The organism is Stutzerimonas stutzeri, from assembly GCF_024448935.1.
GTDB lineage: Bacteria > Pseudomonadota > Gammaproteobacteria > Pseudomonadales > Pseudomonadaceae > Stutzerimonas > Stutzerimonas stutzeri_AO.
Genome location: NZ_JAMOIE010000009.1, coordinates 16,193 through 34,228 on the forward strand (window position 1 = coordinate 16,193; position 18,036 = coordinate 34,228).

Sequence of the window (18,036 nt, forward strand, 5' to 3'; positions counted from 1 at the left end):
AAGAGCGGCTATAGGCTGAAGGCTGGACGAAAGGGTGCGGGTGAAATCCTTCGTCCAGCCTCCAGCCTCGGTTTTCACCCTTCCGTTTAAGCCAATCCAGGAGCCTCGATGCCCTCCGCGTTGTCCCATATCCGCGTCCTCGACCTGTCGCGTGTGCTTGCTGGCCCGTGGAGCGGGCAGATTCTTGGTGATCTTGGCGCCGAGGTGATCAAGGTCGAGCGGCCTGGCACCGGAGATGACACTCGTCATTGGGGCCCGCCCTACCTGAAAGATCAGGAGGGCGAGAATACTTCGGAAGCGGCGTATTACCTGTCGGCCAACCGCAACAAGCAGTCTCTGACCCTGGATTTCACCCAGCCCGAGGGCCAGCGGATCATCCGTGAGCTGGTATCGCGGTGCGATGTGCTGCTGGAAAACTTCAAGGTAGGCGGGTTGGCAGCCTACGGACTCGATTACGAAAGCCTCAAAGCAATCAACCCCAAGCTCATCTATTGCTCGATCACCGGTTTCGGCAGCGATGGTCCCTATGCCCAGCGTGCCGGCTATGACTTCATGATCCAGGGCCTGGGCGGCCTGATGAGCCTGACCGGTCGCGCCGAGGACGAAGAGGGCGCCGGTCCGGTCAAGGTCGGCGTGGCGCTGACGGATATCCTCACCGGTCTGTACGCCACGGTTGGCGTGCTCGCTGCGCTCAACCATCGCGAGCAGAGCGGAATTGGCCAGCATGTCGAACTGGCGCTGCTGGACGTCCAGGTGGCCTGTCTGGCCAACCAGGCGATGAACTACTTGACCACGGGTGTCGCGCCCAAGCGCATGGGCAATGCCCATCCCAACATCGTGCCGTATCAGGATTTCCCAACCGCCGACGGCGACATCATCCTCACCATCGGTAACGACGGCCAGTTCCGCAAGTTTGCCGAAGTGGCCGGGCACCCAGAATGGGCCGAGGATCCACGCTACGCCAGCAACAAGGCACGCGTGGCGCATCGCAAGGAGCTGGTGCCACTGATCCGCCAGGTCACAGTGTTCCGCACAACGGCGGAATGGGTCACCTTACTCGAGCAGGCTGGCGTGCCCTGTGGGCCGATCAACGACCTGACCCAGGTGTTCGCCGATCCCCAGGTACAGGCGCGCGGATTGCGTGTCGAAATGCCGCATCCATTGGCCGGTACCGTACCCCAGGTAGCCAGCCCGATTCGGTTGTCCGAGTCGCCGGTGGAATATCGCAGGGCCCCGCCGCTGCTCGGCGAACACAGCGAAGCCTTGTTACAATGCCTGCTGGGCTTCGCTCCCGAGCAGATCGACACGCTGCGGCGTGCCGGGGTGATCTGACATCATGACAACCTGAACTCTCGGGCCGCACGGCTATCCTTATGCTGTACCCTGGATTTTTGGATGGACGAGCGAATCATGCAGATGCAGCGTTATCGATTCACCTGGCAACTGACGGTTGTCCTGTTCATGTCCTGGCTGCTGGCCGGCTGTGGCATCAACAACATTCCCCAATATGATGAGCAGGTGAAGTCAGCCTGGTCCCAAGTCGAGAATCAGTATCAGCGCCGCGCTGATCTCATTCCCAATCTCGTCGAGACGGTCAAGGGCTACGCCCGTCAGGAGCAGGACACGCTCACCGCAGTTACCGAGGCGCGCGCCAAGGCAACCTCGATTCAGATCAGCGCAGACGACCTCGACGATCCGCAGAAGATGCAGCAGTTTCAGCAGGCGCAAAGTCAGCTGACCGGCGCACTGAGCCGGCTGATGGCGGTGTCCGAGCGCTACCCGGATCTCAAATCCAACCAGAACTTCCTTGCGCTGCAGTCGCAGCTCGAAGGCACCGAGAACCGTATCGCTGTCGCACGTCGCGACTTCATCGCTGCCGTCGAGCGTTACAACACCGAGATCCGTACGTTTCCCGGCCGCATCTGGCACACCCTGATGTACAGCGACATGCCGATCCGCGAGAACTTCGAGGCGACGGCCGAGAACGCCGATCAAGCGCCACAAGTGCAGTTTCAATGACGCGAACGCTGCCCCTGTTTCTGGCACTGCTGTGCTGGGCTGGCAGCCTGCTGGCCCAGACGTTCGAAGTGCCCGCATTGACAGGCCGGGTGGTGGATCAGGCCGACTTGCTCGATACCCAGACCAGGGCGAGACTGACCGGCATGCTTGCCGCCCACGAGCAGGCCACCGGTGAGCAGGTGGTGGTGGTCACGCTGCCCGATTTGCAGGGTCGCAGTATCGAGGAGATTGGCCTGCAGCTGGGCCGTGAGTGGGGTATCGGGCAGAAGGACGAAGACAGCGGCGCGCTGCTGATCGTCGCCCGGGATGATCGGAAGATTCGTATCGAGGTGGGCTATGGGCTCGAAGGGCGCCTGACCGACGCGCAGTCCTCGGTGATCATCAACAGCATCATTACCCCCGCGTTCCAGCAGGACGACTTCGCTCGCGGCATCACCGAGGGCACCGCGGCGATCATTCGCGTGCTGGGTGGCGATCCGCTGCAAACGGCCGGCACCCAACCGGCCATGCCCATGGGTGCGCAGGAGCCTGGCGGGCTCGGCATTCTCGGGTTCTTTCTGATGCTGGTGGCGATCTTCGTGATCGGCGGGGGACGTGGTGGGCGCGGCGGCGGTCGTGGCGCCGGACGCGCGCTGCTGCTCGGCGCGTTGCTGGGCGGTATGGGCCGTGGCGGTGGTGGCGGCGGCTTCGGCGGCGGTGGTTTCGGTGGCGGCGGTGGCGGCTTCGGCGGCGGGGGTGCTTCCGGTGGCTGGTGATCCGACCAGCCCCAACGAGTCACGGACGGGGCCGCGTGGCGGGCTGGCATCCAGCCACCGGGTCCTCGAACCGATCAGCGCAGCACAACGAGAATTTTCATCAATGACTGACGCGCAATGACCTTACTGACCGAAAGCGAACTGCAACAGGTCGCCGAGGCGATTGATCGCATCGAACGCGACACCGATGCCGAGCTGGTGACGGTACTGGCGGCCCAGGCGGACGACTACCGTTACATCCCGCTGCTCTGGGCCAGTCTGCTGGCGCTGCTGCTGCCGGGTGCGCTGCTGTTCTTCAGCGGCTGGCTGGCGGCCTGGCAACTGCTGCTGGTGCAGTGGCTGACCTTCATCGTACTGGCGGCGGTGTTCCGCATCCCGAGCCTGACCAGCCGGCTGATCCCGCGCGCGGTGCGGCACTGGCGCGCCTGCAACCTGGCGCGGCGGCAGTTCATCGAACTGAACCTGCACCACACCGCGGCGGGCACCGGCATGCTGATCTTCGTTTCCGAAGCCGAACGCTACGTGGAAATTCTGGTGGATCGGGGAATTTCCAGCCGTATCGATGACAGCGCCTGGCAGTCGGTCGTCGACGCCTTCACCGAAGACGTGCGCAACGGCCAGGTGCTGGACGGCTTCCTCCGTTGCATCGAGACCTGCGGCTCACTGCTCAAGCAGCATGTGCCGGCGACCCATGAGCGCAACGAACTGCCGAATCATCTGGTCGTTCTGGACTAAGTCGCGGGAGGCTGGAGGGCTGGAACCACAAGCGGCCGCCGCGCAGAGCGATAGTCGGCACGCCGATCGACGCCGGCGCTTGACTGAGAACCTCAGCTTCCGCTGACCGCGGCATCACGCTCACCCAGGCCACCGGCTTCCAGCCACTGCCCGACAGCACACCACTTGGTTGCCCGGCTCTGCAGCGCCGGCATCCTGACGTCCAGCGTCCAGCGTCCAGCGTCCAGCGTCCAGCGTCCAGCCTCTTTTAAACCATCCCCGGGCCGTCGTCGTCGGGTTGTTCCACGGGTGCCAGATCGAGGAACGGGGCATTCTCCATGGCGCTGGCGGCGACGCGGTCGATGCTGCTCATGGCGTGACCGATGATCGAGCTGACGCTGGCCTGGTGATGCTGCTCGGGCAGGCGTTCGATAGCCGCGACGACGTCTTCGCCGAGTACGGTTTCCTCGGCCAGCAGCTTGTCGGCGACTTCATCCAATGCCGGTTTGAGCCGCTGCAGCAGCGCCATGCATTCGCGGTCGAGCTGCTTGAGCAGGTTATCCGCCGCGCGGATGGATTCGCCCGAATCGAACTCAATGTGCGCGTCGCGTACCGCCTGCAAGCTCAGCAGCGAACCGTTCGGGCCCATCCCCAGTGCGCCAACCATCGACAGCGCGATCTTCGAGGCTTCCTGCAGGTCCTGGCCGGCACCGGAGGAGACTTCGCGGAAGTACAGCTGCTCGGCACCCCGGCCGGCCAGCAGCATCTGGATGCGGTTGCGCAGCTCGGATTCCATGTGCAGACGCTTGTCTTCGACCGGCGTGACCAGTGTCACGCCCAGCGCCTGGCCGCGTGGCAGTATGGTGACTTTCTCTACTCGACCGGTTTTCAGCGCAGCGGCAACCAGTGCGTGACCGGCTTCGTGCACGGCAATGCGCTTGCGGTCAGTGGACGACATGGGGGTCACACCCGAAGGTTGCTCGCCGATGCGGCAGGTTTCCACCGCGTCGACGAAATGCGCCATGGTCACCGTCTTCGCGGCGCCACGTGCAGCAAGCAGGGCGGCATGGTTGGCGATGTAGGAAATAGCGGCGGGCGTCAGGCCCACGCTGTTACGCGCCAGCTGGGCGAAATCCAGGTCCTGCTCGGCGCGGATCTTGTCGGCATACAGGCGGAACAGCGCTTCGCGGTCGTTGAGTCCCGGCAGGCCGACGGCAATCGAGCGATCGAAGCGACCTTCGCGCACCAGGGCCGGGTCCAGCGAGTTGGGGAAGTTGGTGGCGCCCAGCACCAGCACGCCGCTGGCACCGTCGAAGCCGTCCATCTCGGCGAGGAACTGGTTGATGATGCGGTTGCTTTCGGCGTCGCTGGAGCGTTGCTGCTCGGCGCGCTTGCCGATGCCGTCGATTTCATCGATGAAAATGATGCACGGTGCCTGCTTGCGTGCGGTGCGGAACAGCGCTTTGACCTTCTGGATGCCGACGCCGAAGTACATCGAGGAGAAATCGCTGCCGGTGACCTGGATGAAGCTGGCGTTGGACTCGGTCGCCAGCGCCTTGGCCAACTGGGTCTTGCCGGTGCCGGGTTCACCGGTCAGCAGCACGCCTTTTGGCGGGCGGGCACCCAGCGCGGCGTAGGCGGTGGGGTCGCGCAGGTAGGCGGTGACATCGCTCAGGGCCTGCTTGGCTTCGCTGGCGCCGATCACATCGGCAAAGCTGATGCCGCTGCCTTTACGTTGTACCCGGAAGGCCTGGCTCTTGATCGCCAGGTAGCTGAGCGCACCGACCAGCAGGAGGATGAAGGGGGCGTAAGGCACGAGCGCCTTGTACCAGGGCGTCTCGCCATCGGTTTCGAACAGCGTCAGCGGGAACAACTGGCCGTCGTTGCTGGCGTAATGATTGAGCAGCAACTGAGCCACACGACCGGACTGGTCGGGTAGCCAGTAACGCAGGCCGTCGTTCAGGCTGACATAGACGGCGTCCTTACCGAGCGCCGCACTGGCGATACGGTTACCGCGCAGGTCGCTGAGCAATACCGAGAGATCCTGGCGATTGGATTCCCAGGGGGCGGTGGATTCCCGCAGAGCGTCGAGCATGCTGGCCGCGATACCTGTGGCAGGTACTTGCGGGACGGCGGGCTTGAATTGCCAGTACGCCAGGCAAGCGGCTACGGCAAGCGCCAGCAAAACGCAGAGCACAGGGCCGCGGCGACCGTGTGGCAGACGTGGTGTTTTCATTTCACATCCAATCGGGGAAGCCCGATGTTTCGACAAACAACCGCCTTAGGCGGACCACAGTTGTTCGCGGGTAAGCCCGCGGCGCCAATTGCGTGGCGCGGTACAGTACGGGAGTGTTGGATGCGATTTATATGCCGTACTGCGAGTCGGGCGCTCCGGCTCCGATAGCCGGCGAGGATACGACAAGTGCCATCATGCGCGTGGGTTGGCGACGAATGGCGGGGCTGTTTGCGACGAATGACCCTTTGACCGGGAACCTAAGCGGAGCGGCGCACTCGCTATGCGTCGATCCTTCGCTCAGGTTCGGCGCGTCGTAGTGTGCGAAGCGATCATCCATCGCGAAGTTTTTCGCTGACACGGTGCGTTAGTCTTCGTCATAGAGGGCGCGGACGTGGCGCCGTGCCGGGTGGCACGGAGCGCCGCAGTGTGCGTTCCTGCGCCGCGCGCCGGGATTGCTAAACCCGCCGTAGGATGGAGTTGAGCGAAACGATACCCATCAATCAGACGAGAGATGATGATAGGTATTCAGGATCGGCTGCTCCACGATGCGGAGTCGCGCACGCATGATTCAGTGACCTTCGTTCCGTCGCTCCGCAATCGTTTCCGGTTCCAAGTCGCCAGCCTGCGATCCGAAGTGACTGAGCATGAAATTGCTCAGTGCCGACACTTCTCGATCATTGAAATGGCGACTGAATGCCGGCATCAGATGGTGCCCGCTTGGCCCGTGGAGGGCGTCGCCCTTCAGGATCACCTGGACCAGATTCAAGCCGTTCGGATCGTTCAGCGTGCGCAGGCCACGCAGCGCGGCGTAGTCGCTCTGGCGGCCGCTGCCGTCCCACCGGTGGCAACTGGCGCAGGTATCGGCGAACAGCTTCTGCCCCAACGGATGTTCGGTCTCGGCCGGTGGCTCGTTCGCCAACGTCTTGTCAGCGGGCCGTTTGACGTCGGCCGGCTGGCCGGGCACTGACTTGAGGTAAACCACCATGGCCTGGATGTCCTCCGGCGTGAGGTGGCGCAGGCTGTGGTTGACCACCTCGGCCGGCGTGTCCAGGCGTCGGGTTGGCTTGCCGATCAGCCTGAATTGCTCGGCGGGCTTGAGCGGGATGTCTTGCTCGCGAACAGGTGGCACAGGCGCTTCGCGAGCAAGCTTGCTCTACAGATTTGGAGTTTTATTTTTCCACAAAGGCGCGCTCGATCACGTAGTCACCGGGCTCGCCCTGCTGCGGTGAGGCCTCGAAGCCCATGGCGTCGAGCATGCCGGTCAGCGCCTCGAGCATCGCCGGGCTGCCGCAGAGCATCGCTCTGTCGTTGTCCTTGTTCAGTTGCGGCAGGCCGATGTCGGCGGCGAGCTTGCCGGTTTCCACCAGGGTGGTGATGCGGCCTTGGTTGCGGAATGGCTCGCGGGTGACGGTGGGGTAGTAGATCAGCTTCTCGCGTACCTCTTCGCCGAGAAATTCATGCGCCGGCAGCTCATGGGTCAGGTAGTCGTGGTAGGCCAACTCACTGACCTGACGCACGCAATGCACCAGCACGATCTTGTCGAAGCGCTCAAAGGCTTCCGGATCGCGGACGATGCTCATGAAGGGCGCAAGACCGGTGCCGGTGCCGAACAGATAGAGATGCTTGCCGGGCCGCAGGTCGTGCATGACCAGCGTGCCGACCGGCTTGCGGCTGACGATGAGTGGGTCGCCGACCTTCAGATGCTGCAGACGTGAGGTCAGCGGGCCATCCGGCACCTTGATGCTGAGAAATTCAAGGTGCTCAGCGTGGTTGGCGCTGACGATGCTGTAGGCTCGCATCAGCGGTTTGCTCTCGACCTCGAGCCCGATCATCACGAAATGCCCGTTCTCGAAGCGCAGCGCCGGGTCGCGGGTGGTGGTGAAACTGAACAGCGTGTCGTTCCAGTGACGGACGCTGAGAACGCTTTCGGTACCGAGTGCAGCCATGACAAATCCTCCAACAGTAAGGGAAAACAAGGCAGAACAAATCGTCAGGGCGAGGCCATCGCCAGCATTGCCATCGCGGCCAACAGCAGCCCGATGCTGAGCACCGCCAGAAGCGCCATCGGCCGCCAGCCCTGGGCCAGGAGATCGCCTAGAGTGGTACGCATGCCGAGTGCTGCCATGGTCACCAGCAAGCAGGCATTGGAGGTGGCGATCAGGCCATCACGCAGCCCGGCCGGAAGCCAGCCGAAGCTGTTCAGGCCGAACAACGCCAGAAAGCCGAGCAGGAACAGCGGGAATTCGGTGCGGCCGGAATCGCCGCGACGCAGCAGCCAGCCGAGCAGCACGACCAGTGGCGCCAGAAGCGCGACCCGCAGCAATTTGGTCAGGGTGGCGACGTCACCCGCCGACTCCGAGACCAGATAACCGGCCCCGGCTGCCTGTGCGACATCATGGATGCTGGCGCCGAGCAGCAGGCCGCTTTCCACGTGGTCATAACCCAGCGTGGCGAGCAGCGGCGGATAGATGAGCATCGACAGGGTGCCCAGCGCCGTAACGCCGACGACGACACCCAGCAGTCGGCGATCTTCCAGTCTTCCGCTGGGGATGACGGCGGCGACGGCGATGGCCGCCGAGACACCGCAGATGGCCACCGCCACACCCGCCACCAGGCTGTGCAGCGTCGGCAAGCCTAGCCAGCGGCCGAGCAACAGCGCAGCACCGATCACCAGCGGGACGCTGATCAGCACCATCAATAGCGGCAGGCTACCGACCACCAGCAGCTGCTCGACACCGATCCGTGCGCCCAGCAAGGCCACGCCGATGCGCAGAATATGCCGACTGCAAAAGGCGACGCCGGGCTGCATGCGCGCATCGGTGCCCTGGTTGGCGAAGCCGAACCCCAGCAACAGGACCAGCATCAGCGCCGGCGCGCCGTAATGCTCGGCAAGAAAGCGCCCGGCCAGCGCCAGCACCGCGCACAACGCCGCGCCGGGATAGAGCCGGCAAAGCGTGGCGAAGGGCGGGGCCAACAGTTGTTGGGCGCGCGTACTCATTGCAGGCGCTCGCCCAGTTCACGCAGGTAGGCCCAGGGATAGAGGCCGCGGTAATGACCGTCGCTGAAGTAGAGCTGGACGCCGGCGACACCGGAGACTTCCAGTCGGTCGACGCCCACATCGGCGTCGATCAGCGTCAGCATGCCGCGTTGCTGCGCCTGGGCGCACATGGAGCAGGCGCAGGATTTGCGCAGGGCGAGACAGCTCAATTGGCTGCGAGCACCATCGGGCCAGAGCACTTCAAGCATCTTCTGCGCTTTGCGCAGGCGGATCTCAGTAGGCGGTGCGGTCAGGATCTGGGTAGTCATGGGCAACTCCTTAACCAATCAGAAAAAAGGGGAGGGGCAGGCGTGGTGGGTAGCCGTCCGGAACGATCAGCGCGGGCGCTTCCGGGGCTCTGACGAAGTGGCTCAAGCCCTCGACCGGGCGGGCACTCCCGGACAGCGCGGCGCTGCTGATCAGCACCCCCAGCAGGAGCCGGCTGAGCCAACTCGTCATGACAAGTTCGGGCATGGGTCAGCGCTCCAGAAACTGCAGCTTGTCGCCCTGGTCGACCCAGGTGTCGGCCTCGGCCAGCGGGCTGTTGGTCTGGGTGATCACCGGCCACACCTCGGCCAGTTCAGCGTTGAGTTCGATGAAGTGGCTCTGGCTCGCGGGCAGCGCGTTGTCGGCGAAGATCGCGTCGGCCGGGCATTCCGGTGCACAGAGGCTGCAGTCGATGCAGGTCTCCGGGTTGATCACCAGGAAGTTCGGGCCCTCGTGAAAGCAGTCCGCCGGGCAGACCTCAACGCAGTCGGTGTATTTGCAGCGGATGCAGTTCTCTGTAACGACATAGGTCATTTGGTCCTCCTCGAAACTACTGTGCGTGCGGATGCTGCGTTGAAGGTGGCGCGCGGAATGCTCATTTACCGCCAGTAAACTCCGCTTCCGCGCGCCACCTTCGCCTTGGCTAGGCGACCCCGCCCCGCCCCGCCCCGCTGCGCTCGTGACGTTTCGGCTTTAAATCCTGTGCAAAGAAAAAGGCGTAAGGATCACGCGGCCGCGTCGAGCTTGGACATGGCCCATCGCGCCAGCTTGCGGACATCCGGGTCGGGATCGTCCATGGCGGCTTCGACGAAGGGGCGACCGTCGCTGTGGCCGATGGATCCCAGCGCGCCGATGGCGGCCTTGCGCAGGTTGCTCATCGGGTCGCGGGCGCAGACGCCGAGCGCCGGAATGGCACCGATGGAACCGAGCTTGCCGAGTGAATCCACGGCCTTTTCGCGGACCTGCCAGAAGCTGTCATGGGTGGCGTCGACCAGCGACTGCAGGGCGGCCTGGTAGTTGAGCTTGCCGATGCTCACCGTCGCCTCGACGCGCACCTGCCAGTGCTCGTCGCGCAGCAGGCCAACGAGTGTCGGACCGACCTGTTCGGGCGTCGCGTAGACCAGCGCACCGGTAGCCGCGCGGCGTACCTCGGCATCACTGTCGTGCTGGGCGCGCTCCATCAGCGCGGGGAGGTTTTCGGTCTGTTTGAGCCAGCCGAGTACCGCGACCGCCTCGCGGCGCACGCCGGCATCGTTCGCCTGCATGCGCTGCAGCGCCGGGGCCTGGGCCGCCGGGTTACGCAGCGGCTTGACCGCGCGCAGGATGCCGGCCACGACGAAGGGGTCGTCCGTGCCTTCCAACGCCTCCAGCAGCGGAAGCGCGGCGGCCGGATCCTTCAAGTCGGCCAGCGCATGGGCGGCGGCGTTGCGCACCACCTCGTTGCTGTCCTGCAGCGCGGCGATCAATGCATCGGCGATATCCACCGCATCGAACTCGTCGACTACCTTGGCGGCCTCCTGGCGCACTGCGGGGTCTTCGTCGTTGAGCGCCAGGATCAGCAGTTCGGCGGCTTCCGGCTCGCCGCAATCGACCAGATCGAGCACGGCGACGCGGCGGATGCCTGGGTCGTCGGAGCCAAGGTTGTCGGCGATCTGCTGCAGCATGGGGTCGTCATAAGTCTTCATCAGCGGCTCCTCAGCGCAGCAGGTAGGGAATGTTCACCTTGACCGCATCGGTCGGGCAGTCGGTCTCGCAGGGCATGCAGTACCAACATTCGTCGTATTTCATGTGCGCTTTGCCGGTGTCCGGGTTGATCCACAGGACGTCCAGCGGACAGACGTCAATGCAGACGCGGCAGCCCTTCTCGGCGATGCATTTGTCTTCGTCGACGATGACCGGGACGGCAGAACGGTGGTTGGCTACGGGCATGATTTATCTCCTCGGGTCCAGTCGAGCGGCACGGCGGCCGCTCTTGTAGGGGCGAATTCATTCGCCCTCGTATGTCCGGTTCGGCGGGCGAATAAATTCGCCCCTACGGTCAGGCATTGGCGGCTTTTTTCACCCGCAGCTTGCTGTAGGCATCCTTTTCCTCGCCGAGCGGGACGATGTAATCGGCGACCGGGCGCTTGCCATGGGCCATCTGGCCGTTGGCGTCCTTGAACAGGCGGCTGTGGTAGAACCACTCGGTGTTGTCCTGCTCGGGGTAATCAACGCGGTAGTGGTACAGGCCCCAGCGTGATTCGGTGCGGTAGAGGGAGGCGCGCGCAGCCATCTCGGCGCAGTCGATGATCGATTGCACCTCCAGCGCACGGAGCAGTTCGTGCGGGTCGGCGGCGCTGAGCATGTGCAGGTCGTTGCGCACGGCCATGATTCGCTCCAGGCCGATCTCCATCTTCTTGGTTACTTTCGGCGGCTGCAGGTAGTCATTTACCAGGCGGCGCACCTTGTATTCCATCTGCTCGGGCGGGATGCCGTCCTTGACGTTAAGGGGCGCCTGAATGCGTGCCAGCTCCGCCTGGATAAAGGTTTCATCGAGCACCGGCACAGCGCGATCCTTGACGAACTCGGCCGCGCTTTCACCGCAGATCTGCCCGTAGACGAAGGCGCCGAGCATGTAGTTGTGCGCCACGGAGGCCATGTCCCCTGCGCCATACAGTCCGGGCACGGTGGTGGCGCCGGTTTCGTCGGTCCACACGCCGGAGGCGGAATGCCCGGAGCAGAAGCCGATCTCGGAGATGTGCATCTCCACCATGCGCTGGCGGTAGTCGACCTGGCGACCTTCATGGAAGCGGCCACGGGTCGGACGCTCGTTGGTGTGCAGAACGGTTTCGATCTCCTGAATGGTTTCCTCGGCCAGGTGATCGAGCTTGAGGAAGACAGGTCCCGTGCCGGATTCGAGCTCCTTGAAGAACTCCAGCATCATCTGCCCGGACCAGTAGTCGCACTCGATGAAACGCTCGCCGTAGGCGTTGGCGGTAAAGCCGCCGAGCGGACCGGTGACGTAGGCACAGGCGGGGCCGTTGTAGTCCTTGAGCAGCGGGTTGACCTGGAAGCACTCCAGGTTCACCAGGTCGGCGCCCACGTGATAGGCCATGGCGTGGCCGTCGCCGCAGTTGGCGGGGTTTTCATAGGTGCCGAACAGGTAACCGGAATTCGGTAGCCCGATGCGGCCGGCGGCGCCGGTGGCCATGATAACCGCCTTGGCGCGGATGATGATTGGCTCGGCGGTGCGGGTGTTGACGCCGATCATGCCGGCGATGTTGCCGTCCTGGTCCTTGAGCAGGCGGGTGGCCTGGAAGCGGTTTTCGATCTCCACGCGTACGCGGCGCAGGCGGCGATAGAGGATCTTCTTGACGTTGTGCCCTTCCGGCATCGGCAGTACGTAGGTGCCCAGGTGGTGCACCTTCTTCATGTCGTAATCGCCGGTCTCGTCCTTCTGGAAATGCACGCCCCAGGAATCGAGCTTTTCGATCATCGGGAAGGAACGAGTGGCATAGGCCATCAGCGCCGGCTGGTGCACGATGCCGTCATTGGCGATGGTGATTTCCTTGACGTACTGCTCGGGCGTGGCGTGGCCGGGGACCACCGCATTGTTGAGCCCGTCCATGCCCATGCAGATGGCGCCGGAGCGTTTGACGTTGGCCTTCTCCAGCAGGATGACCTTGAGATTCGGGTCCTGCTCTTTGACGGTCACGGCGGCCATGGGGCCGGCCGTGCCGCCGCCGATGACCAACACGTCAGTGTCGATGACTGGGATGCCGTTGATAGTGGTCATGTTGCCTCCTATTTCCGATCCACTCGGAACTGGTATTTGAATGCGTCGCCGCGGTAGCAGAGGTATTCGAAGTCGATGGGACGGCCGGCGCGGTCGTGGGTCAGCCGCTCGACGCGCAGGATGGGTTCGTCCGGCTTGAGCGCCAGGTAGTGCTGGTGTTCCTCGTCTGCCAGGGTGGCGTCGAGGCTGATGTCGGCCCGCCCCAGGGCAATCCCGAAGGTGTTTTCCAGCATCGGGAAGATGTCGCCGGACAGGTCCATGCCGAACATCCGTCGGCCGATGTCGAGGGGGAAGTAGCTGTTCTCGACGCACACCGCCTCGCGGTTGAGGTAGCGCACGCGCTTGACCTCGACCACCTCCTCACTGGTGAGCAGATGCAGTGCCGCGACTACCGCCTTGGGTGGCTTGCGCTCTTGGATCGACAGCAGCCGTGCGGTCGCCTCGTAGCCTTGCGCGGCCATGGCTTCACCGAAGCCTTGCAGGCGCTGAACGTTCTGCACCGCTTTGGGCTTGCTGACGTAGGTGCCCTTGCCTTGGGCGCTGAACACCAGCCCTTCGTTATGCAGGTCACGGAGGGCCTGGCGAATGGTGATGCGGCTGACGCCAAAGGCCTTCATCAGCTCGTTTTCCGAGGGCAGGCGCTCATGAATCACGTAGCTGCCTTCGAGAATCTTGCGCCGCAGGTCATCGCGAATCTGCACGTAAAGCGGCAGTGGGGAATGGCACGGGGCGAGTGGTTGGGTTCCTTTCATTGCTGGGGCTCCAGCCTGTCATGACAGGTCATGTCGAGCCCAGGCGAATAACGGAATGGGTTACTCATGTTCAGCCTCCGTTCTGCTGCTGAAAGGCGCGCAGGGTTTCCTGACGGATCAGGTCCAGGCACTGGCGCTTGTAGTCCATGAACGCCGCGCTGGTAAGCAGGCTCTGCTCGCGCGGCCGGGGCAGGGTGACCTTGATGTCGGCGATGATCCGGCCGGGGCTGGCGCTCATCACCACGATGCGGTCGGAGAGGAACACCGCCTCGTCGATGTCGTGGGTAACGAACACCACGGTGTTGCGGAACTCGCGCCAGATTTCCAGCAGGTTCTCCTGCATCATGATTCGCGTCTGCGCATCCAGCGCGCCGAAGGGCTCATCCATCAGCAGCACGCTGGGGTAGTTGGCCAGCGCGCGGGCAATACCGACGCGTTGCTGCATGCCGCCCGACAGCGTGCCGGGGTAGGCGTCCTCGAAGGCGGCCAGGCCAACCAGCGACAGAAAGGTGCGGGCCACGCCACACGCCTCATTGCGCGATGCGCCGGCCATCAGCGGGCCGAAGGCGACGTTGTCGCGCACGGTTTTCCAGGGGAACAGCGAGTGTTGTTGGAACACCATGCCGCGGTCGGGGCTCGGCGCATCGACGCCCTTGCCGTCGATGGTCAGCTCACCGCGGGTTGGGCTGACGAACCCGGCCATGGCATTGAGCAGGGTCGACTTGCCGCAGCCTGAGGGGCCGAGCAGGCAAACGAACTCGCCGGGACGGATGTCCAACTGGGCGTCTTGAACGGCGGCGCGCTTGCCGCCCTGATGGTCGAACTCGATGTGCAGGTTGCACACGCTGATATGGCCGCGTCCCTCGTCCTTGCTGTTGGCTTTGGCGCGCAGGCGGCTGTGGTCGAGCACGGCGAGGCGGTTGTCCTGGATGGCAGTGTTCATGGGCGACCTCCTTTGGCCTGCCAGTGCAGCAGCGGTGCGCAGGCCTTGCGCACGAGCAGCGTGCACAGGGTGCCGAGGCCGCCGATGGTGAGCATGCCGATGATGATTTCCGGGTACTTGACCAGGGTGTAGCTGGTCCAGGTGAAATAGCCGATGCCGTACTGGCCGCTGATGATTTCGCCAGCCAGCAGGGAGAACCAGGCCACGCCCATGCCGATCGCCAGCCCTGCGACAATGCTCGGCATCGCGCCAGGTATCACCACATGCCAGAGGATGGCCTTCTTGCTTGCCCCCAGGCTGCGGGCGGCGCGGACCAGCACATCGGGCGTCTGCTCCACGCCGTGCACGGTGTTGAGGACGATGGGGAAGAACGCACCGAGAAAGGTGATGAAGACGATGCTCGACTGTTCGGTGGGCAACATCAGGATCGCCAGGGGGATCCAGGCCACCGCCGGAATCGGCCGGAACAGCTCGATGTACGGCAGGATGATGTCTTCGGCCCAACGCGAGCGCCCCATCATCACCCCGGCCAGCACGCCCAGCACCACGGCGTAGGCGTAGGCAATGGCGATCCGCTCCATGCTGTGGACGATGTGCAGGTAGAACTCGGCGCTGGAGAGCTGAGTCACCAGCGCCTCACCTACCATAAGCGGCGTCGGCACGTTCTCGAAGTTGATGAAGACGTTGAAGCCACGACTGGCGGCGAAATGCCAGATCACCAGCGCCATCAGCAACGCGGCGACACGCACCAGATAGCGACCGGTCATGGCTGGCAGACGCCGCCGGGGCCGGTTGGCTGCGGGCGAATCGGGCTCGGCTGACGGGCTTGGCGCGGCGGCGACTTCCAGCGCGGGTGCCACCGTTATGGCAGGCACCGGCGTGGCTGGATCGAACACGGGGTTCGGCTTGACACTCATGGCTACGCTCCTCGGCTCAGGTTTGCTTTTGCGCTCTGCGGCGCCTATGCGCGGATCAGGGCAACATCGCGACCGGTTGCGAGGCAGTCAGTGGTACGCCGCCGCTCTCGGCCATATGCCGCTCGGAGTCAGCCTTTTTCATGAACGCGAGGACTTCGCCGCTCGGGTCCCTGATCAGATAGGCGGCTTTGCCGAACAGCTTCAGCCCGGTGAGGTTGTCGTAGACGTAGGTGGCGTAGACGGCGGCACCGTCGGCCTTGGCCTTCTCTTCGGCGGCGAGCATCTCCGCGGCGCTGTCGTAGGCGACCACTCCCTGGTCGGCGAACCAGATCTCCGCAGGCTTGCGGCCGGGAGCGCGCGGAGCCGGGCTGACCACGTTCTGCACCATGGCGGCGTAGTCCAGGTCCGACGCCGCGTAAGCGCGCTTGAGGTAGGAGTCGTCGATCCAGGCGGCGAAATCCAGGTCGGGAATATCCATTTCTTCCTGCAGCAACCCATGGTCGTACTTCATCGCCTCGACCCACTGCGGCTTGATGCTCGCTTCCATGGTCGAGATGCCGCCGTCACTGAAATAGAGGTAGAGCACTTCTTTATCGACGCCGGTCCACTCGGCCACCTGGGTGGCGGCGCGCATCGGGTCTTCGCTGATCCACTTCTGCGCGGCCAGCGTGGCCTTGAGCACGCCTTCGACGACCTCCGGGTACTTCCGTGCAAAGGCTTCGCGCACCACGATGCCGTGAAAGGTAGGAATGCCGGCCTCGCTGCCGTCGTAGATCTTCCGGCCGGTGCCACGGAACTCCATGATCTCCGACCAGGGGCAGAAATCGGCGTGGGCGTCGATCTTGCCGGCGGCAATATTGGCGGCGCCCACCGGTGGTCCCTGGTTGACCAGGGTGACCTGGTCCGATAGCCCTGCGTCGCGCAGCACCTTGAGCGTCATGCCCCAGGCAGCGCTACCAACCGGGGTGGACAGGCTCTTGCCGGCTAAATCTTGCAAACTCTGCACGGAAGACGCCGCCGGTACCACGATGCCATTACCGGTTCCCTTGAGGTTATAACCGGTCACCGCGATGAAACGCGTCTGCTGCCTACCGGTGGCCTGGAACTTGGCGCCGTTGACGATCAGCGGGTAATCGCCCATGACGCCGAAGTCGAGCTTGCCGGCCAGCATCTGATTGGTGATTGGCGGGCCGGAATCGTAATCGCGGAACTCGATCTGGTAATCGGCGCCCTTGTATTTGCCGGTCGTGGGCAAGTGCTGCTTCAGCAGGCCGAGCTTTTCCAGCACGACGCCACCAGAAACGGTGTTGGTGACCATGCTCTGATGGCCGATGCCGACGCGGATGGTTTCCGCCGCGGCAGGGCCGCTCAAGACCATGAGCGATCCGATCAACGAGGTTGTAAGCAGGCTATTCCGGTTGTCCATTTGTCTTCACCTTGGCGGTTGAGCAACTTGTACTAACAGGGCATGACGCCTGTGTTTGAAGGTGCACCGGCTGTGCCAGAACGCCGTGGTTCGGACTTATCTCCTTGTTTTGGGAATGGATTTATTGGGGTTGCTGACTGTACGGTCAGGGCCAGGCAGGCACCCGCTGCGCTCGCCTATGGTGCGTATTTACTACGAGCGTCCCAGCACGGCGCAGCGCGCGATGTAGCCTTTAGAACAAGTGGAACAAGTCGGGGAACGGCGGGCGGCTGCTTTGCCGAAGGTCGCTATTCTGGACGGCGTGCCGTGAACAACTCGGTCGTGGACGGGCTCGCTCTCAGGGCGAAACGAACCGTTCCGATGAGCGGCCTGCTAAGCGTCGGCTGCTTCGCGCAATGAGCGCCTGTTCGTAGTAAATAGCCTGGCTTTTCGCACCCAGAGCATTATCCGCACCATGTCCACCCTGACCGAGTTGGCGCAGCAGGTTGCCGCGCTCTATCCATTGCAGGACAAGACCGCCGGCAAGCGTTACCGCATCGTCAGACAACTCGCAGGCATGACGGAGCTGGAGGAGATCGGCGGCATGCCGCGTTACGTCGACACCTGCCAGCTCGACGACGAGGAGCTTTGGGATGGTCGCGTCGCCAGTTGATAAAAGTCAGCGGCACTCAGGTCGCGGTTGCAATCGGGCGCTGCAGCATTCCAGTAGCGTTCCCCGCGCTGATTGGCTAGCTGGGTATCACTCGAGCACCATGATGGCGTCCATTTCAACTTGTGCAGCCTTGGGTAGTGCGGCGATGCCGATGGCGGCGCGGGCGGGGTAGGGCTGCTGGAAATAGCGGCTCATGACCTCGTTGACAGTGGCAAAGTTGCCGAGGTCGGTGAGAAAGATATTCAGCTTGACGAGGTCCTTGAGCGAACCGCCAGCGGCTTCGGCGACAGCCTTGAGGTTTTCGAAGACCTGTACGGTCTGTGCTTCGAAGCCTTCCACCAGTTCCATGGTCTTCGGGTCCAGCGGAATCTGACCGGACATGTAGACGGTATTGCCGGCCTTGATCGCTTGGGAATAGGGGCCAATGGCGGCGGGTGCGTTGTCGCTGTTGATGACGGTGCGGGGCATGGTAAAACTCCGTTCAGAAGACGATAAAATCGCTGGGACATTGAAGGCTGAACGAATACGCGTGTTTCGTCCAGC

At 63.6% G+C, this 18,036-nt stretch carries 20 protein-coding genes; 5 read left to right on the top strand and 15 right to left on the bottom strand.

Annotation, left to right across the window (positions count from 1 at the left end; all coding sequences use genetic code 11):
* Positions 1–108: 108 nt before the first annotated feature.
* The 4 genes from NA637_RS04170 (at position 109) to NA637_RS04185 (ending at position 3,509) form a co-directional block, all read left to right on the top strand.
* Complete coding sequence (locus NA637_RS04170) at positions 109–1,332, top strand: CaiB/BaiF CoA transferase family protein (protein ID WP_256071082.1); 1,224 nt, start codon at positions 109–111, stop codon at positions 1,330–1,332.
* 63 nt (positions 1,333–1,395) lie between these two features.
* Positions 1,396–2,019, top strand: coding sequence for a LemA family protein (locus NA637_RS04175; RefSeq protein WP_256071083.1), 624 nt, complete (start codon positions 1,396–1,398; stop codon positions 2,017–2,019).
* On the top strand, positions 2,016–2,774 hold the full coding sequence (locus NA637_RS04180; RefSeq protein WP_256071084.1) for a TPM domain-containing protein: 759 nt from the start codon (positions 2,016–2,018) through the stop codon (positions 2,772–2,774). Before NA637_RS04175 ends, NA637_RS04180 begins: the two co-directional genes overlap by 4 nt.
* A gap of 117 nt (positions 2,775–2,891) precedes the next feature.
* Positions 2,892–3,509, top strand: a complete 618-nt coding sequence (locus tag NA637_RS04185; protein WP_256071085.1) for a TPM domain-containing protein — start codon at positions 2,892–2,894, stop codon at positions 3,507–3,509.
* 247 nt (positions 3,510–3,756) lie between these two features.
* Here NA637_RS04185 and NA637_RS04190 read toward each other — a convergent pair whose 3' ends face one another.
* The 14 genes from NA637_RS04190 to NA637_RS04255 all read right to left on the bottom strand — a co-directional run bounded on the left by NA637_RS04190 (position 3,757) and on the right by NA637_RS04255 (position 16,841).
* On the bottom strand, positions 3,757–5,724 hold the full coding sequence (locus NA637_RS04190; RefSeq protein ID WP_256071086.1) for an AAA family ATPase: 1,968 nt from the start codon (positions 5,722–5,724) through the stop codon (positions 3,757–3,759).
* A gap of 568 nt (positions 5,725–6,292) precedes the next feature.
* Positions 6,293–6,853 carry a c-type cytochrome gene (locus tag NA637_RS04195; RefSeq protein ID WP_256071087.1) on the bottom strand — a complete coding sequence of 187 codons (561 nt, stop codon included), beginning with the start codon at positions 6,851–6,853 and terminating at the stop codon, positions 6,293–6,295.
* Between the two features lie 40 nt (positions 6,854–6,893).
* Positions 6,894–7,670 carry a ferredoxin--NADP reductase gene (locus NA637_RS04200; RefSeq protein WP_256071088.1) on the bottom strand — a complete coding sequence of 259 codons (777 nt, stop codon included), beginning with the start codon at positions 7,668–7,670 and terminating at the stop codon, positions 6,894–6,896.
* Between the two features lie 44 nt (positions 7,671–7,714).
* A complete protein-coding gene (locus tag NA637_RS04205; protein WP_256071089.1) occupies positions 7,715–8,722 on the bottom strand; it encodes a YeiH family protein in 1,008 nt (335 codons plus the stop codon).
* The gene (locus NA637_RS04210) at positions 8,719–9,030 is read right to left on the bottom strand and encodes a gamma-butyrobetaine hydroxylase-like domain-containing protein (protein ID WP_256071090.1); all 312 of its coding nucleotides are present in this window, start codon (positions 9,028–9,030) and stop codon (positions 8,719–8,721) included. The genes NA637_RS04205 and NA637_RS04210 overlap by 4 nt, the downstream gene beginning before the upstream one ends.
* Before the next feature lie 10 nt (positions 9,031–9,040).
* Positions 9,041–9,235 (bottom strand): hypothetical protein, encoded by a 195-nt coding sequence (locus tag NA637_RS04215; protein ID WP_256071091.1) that lies wholly within the window; start codon positions 9,233–9,235, stop codon positions 9,041–9,043.
* A 3-nt stretch (positions 9,236–9,238) separates the two neighbouring features.
* Positions 9,239–9,562: a ferredoxin FdxA gene (gene fdxA / locus NA637_RS04220; protein ID WP_256071092.1), complete on the bottom strand. Its 324-nt coding sequence runs from the start codon at positions 9,560–9,562 to the stop codon at positions 9,239–9,241.
* Between the two features lie 191 nt (positions 9,563–9,753).
* Complete coding sequence (locus NA637_RS04225) at positions 9,754–10,713, bottom strand: HEAT repeat domain-containing protein (protein WP_256071093.1); 960 nt, start codon at positions 10,711–10,713, stop codon at positions 9,754–9,756.
* Positions 10,714–10,723: 10 nt separating this feature from the next.
* Complete coding sequence (locus NA637_RS04230) at positions 10,724–10,957, bottom strand: 4Fe-4S dicluster domain-containing protein (RefSeq protein WP_003296164.1); 234 nt, start codon at positions 10,955–10,957, stop codon at positions 10,724–10,726.
* A 109-nt stretch (positions 10,958–11,066) separates the two neighbouring features.
* Positions 11,067–12,803 (bottom strand): fumarate reductase/succinate dehydrogenase flavoprotein subunit, encoded by a 1,737-nt coding sequence (locus tag NA637_RS04235; RefSeq protein ID WP_256071094.1) that lies wholly within the window; start codon positions 12,801–12,803, stop codon positions 11,067–11,069.
* Between the two features lie 8 nt (positions 12,804–12,811).
* Positions 12,812–13,555 carry a GntR family transcriptional regulator gene (locus NA637_RS04240; protein ID WP_256071095.1) on the bottom strand — a complete coding sequence of 248 codons (744 nt, stop codon included), beginning with the start codon at positions 13,553–13,555 and terminating at the stop codon, positions 12,812–12,814.
* 70 nt (positions 13,556–13,625) lie between these two features.
* Complete coding sequence (locus NA637_RS04245; protein ID WP_256071096.1) at positions 13,626–14,498, bottom strand: ABC transporter ATP-binding protein; 873 nt, start codon at positions 14,496–14,498, stop codon at positions 13,626–13,628.
* The gene (locus NA637_RS04250) at positions 14,495–15,415 is read right to left on the bottom strand and encodes an ABC transporter permease (RefSeq protein WP_256071097.1); all 921 of its coding nucleotides are present in this window, start codon (positions 15,413–15,415) and stop codon (positions 14,495–14,497) included. The genes NA637_RS04245 and NA637_RS04250 overlap by 4 nt, the downstream gene beginning before the upstream one ends.
* A gap of 55 nt (positions 15,416–15,470) precedes the next feature.
* Positions 15,471–16,841, bottom strand: a complete 1,371-nt coding sequence (locus tag NA637_RS04255; RefSeq protein ID WP_256071098.1) for an ABC transporter substrate-binding protein — start codon at positions 16,839–16,841, stop codon at positions 15,471–15,473.
* 454 nt (positions 16,842–17,295) lie between these two features.
* On the opposite strand from NA637_RS04255, the gene NA637_RS04260 reads away from it, so the two are divergent.
* Positions 17,296–17,493 (top strand): hypothetical protein, encoded by a 198-nt coding sequence (locus NA637_RS04260; RefSeq protein ID WP_256071099.1) that lies wholly within the window; start codon positions 17,296–17,298, stop codon positions 17,491–17,493.
* An 87-nt stretch (positions 17,494–17,580) separates the two neighbouring features.
* On the opposite strand, the gene NA637_RS04265 is transcribed toward NA637_RS04260, so the two are convergent.
* Positions 17,581–17,961 (bottom strand): RidA family protein, encoded by a 381-nt coding sequence (locus NA637_RS04265; protein ID WP_256071100.1) that lies wholly within the window; start codon positions 17,959–17,961, stop codon positions 17,581–17,583.
* Positions 17,962–18,036: the final 75 nt, after the last annotated feature.

Bases quoted from the DNA above. Each gene is read 5' to 3' on its own strand.
- NA637_RS04265 (WP_256071100.1), bottom strand. From the start codon at position 17,961: ATGCCCCGCACCGTCATCAACAGCGACAACGCACCCGCCGCCATTGGC.
- NA637_RS04235 (WP_256071094.1), bottom strand. From the start codon at position 12,803: ATGACCACTATCAACGGCATCCCAGTCATCGACACTGACGTGTTGGTC.
- NA637_RS04215 (WP_256071091.1), bottom strand. From the start codon at position 9,235: ATGCCCGAACTTGTCATGACGAGTTGGCTCAGCCGGCTCCTGCTGGGG.
- NA637_RS04240 (WP_256071095.1), bottom strand. From the start codon at position 13,555: ATGAAAGGAACCCAACCACTCGCCCCGTGCCATTCCCCACTGCCGCTT.
- NA637_RS04180 (WP_256071084.1), top strand. From the start codon at position 2,016: ATGACGCGAACGCTGCCCCTGTTTCTGGCACTGCTGTGCTGGGCTGGC.
- fdxA (WP_256071092.1), bottom strand. From the start codon at position 9,562: ATGACCTATGTCGTTACAGAGAACTGCATCCGCTGCAAATACACCGAC.
- NA637_RS04170 (WP_256071082.1), top strand. From the start codon at position 109: ATGCCCTCCGCGTTGTCCCATATCCGCGTCCTCGACCTGTCGCGTGTG.
- NA637_RS04245 (WP_256071096.1), bottom strand. From the start codon at position 14,498: ATGAACACTGCCATCCAGGACAACCGCCTCGCCGTGCTCGACCACAGC.
- NA637_RS04250 (WP_256071097.1), bottom strand. From the start codon at position 15,415: ATGAGTGTCAAGCCGAACCCCGTGTTCGATCCAGCCACGCCGGTGCCT.
- NA637_RS04190 (WP_256071086.1), bottom strand. From the start codon at position 5,724: ATGAAAACACCACGTCTGCCACACGGTCGCCGCGGCCCTGTGCTCTGC.
- NA637_RS04210 (WP_256071090.1), bottom strand. From the start codon at position 9,030: ATGACTACCCAGATCCTGACCGCACCGCCTACTGAGATCCGCCTGCGC.
- NA637_RS04255 (WP_256071098.1), bottom strand. From the start codon at position 16,841: ATGGACAACCGGAATAGCCTGCTTACAACCTCGTTGATCGGATCGCTC.
- NA637_RS04200 (WP_256071088.1), bottom strand. From the start codon at position 7,670: ATGGCTGCACTCGGTACCGAAAGCGTTCTCAGCGTCCGTCACTGGAAC.
- NA637_RS04185 (WP_256071085.1), top strand. From the start codon at position 2,892: ATGACCTTACTGACCGAAAGCGAACTGCAACAGGTCGCCGAGGCGATT.
- NA637_RS04225 (WP_256071093.1), bottom strand. From the start codon at position 10,713: ATGAAGACTTATGACGACCCCATGCTGCAGCAGATCGCCGACAACCTT.
- NA637_RS04260 (WP_256071099.1), top strand. From the start codon at position 17,296: ATGTCCACCCTGACCGAGTTGGCGCAGCAGGTTGCCGCGCTCTATCCA.
- NA637_RS04175 (WP_256071083.1), top strand. From the start codon at position 1,396: ATGGACGAGCGAATCATGCAGATGCAGCGTTATCGATTCACCTGGCAA.
- NA637_RS04230 (WP_003296164.1), bottom strand. From the start codon at position 10,957: ATGCCCGTAGCCAACCACCGTTCTGCCGTCCCGGTCATCGTCGACGAA.
- NA637_RS04205 (WP_256071089.1), bottom strand. From the start codon at position 8,722: ATGAGTACGCGCGCCCAACAACTGTTGGCCCCGCCCTTCGCCACGCTT.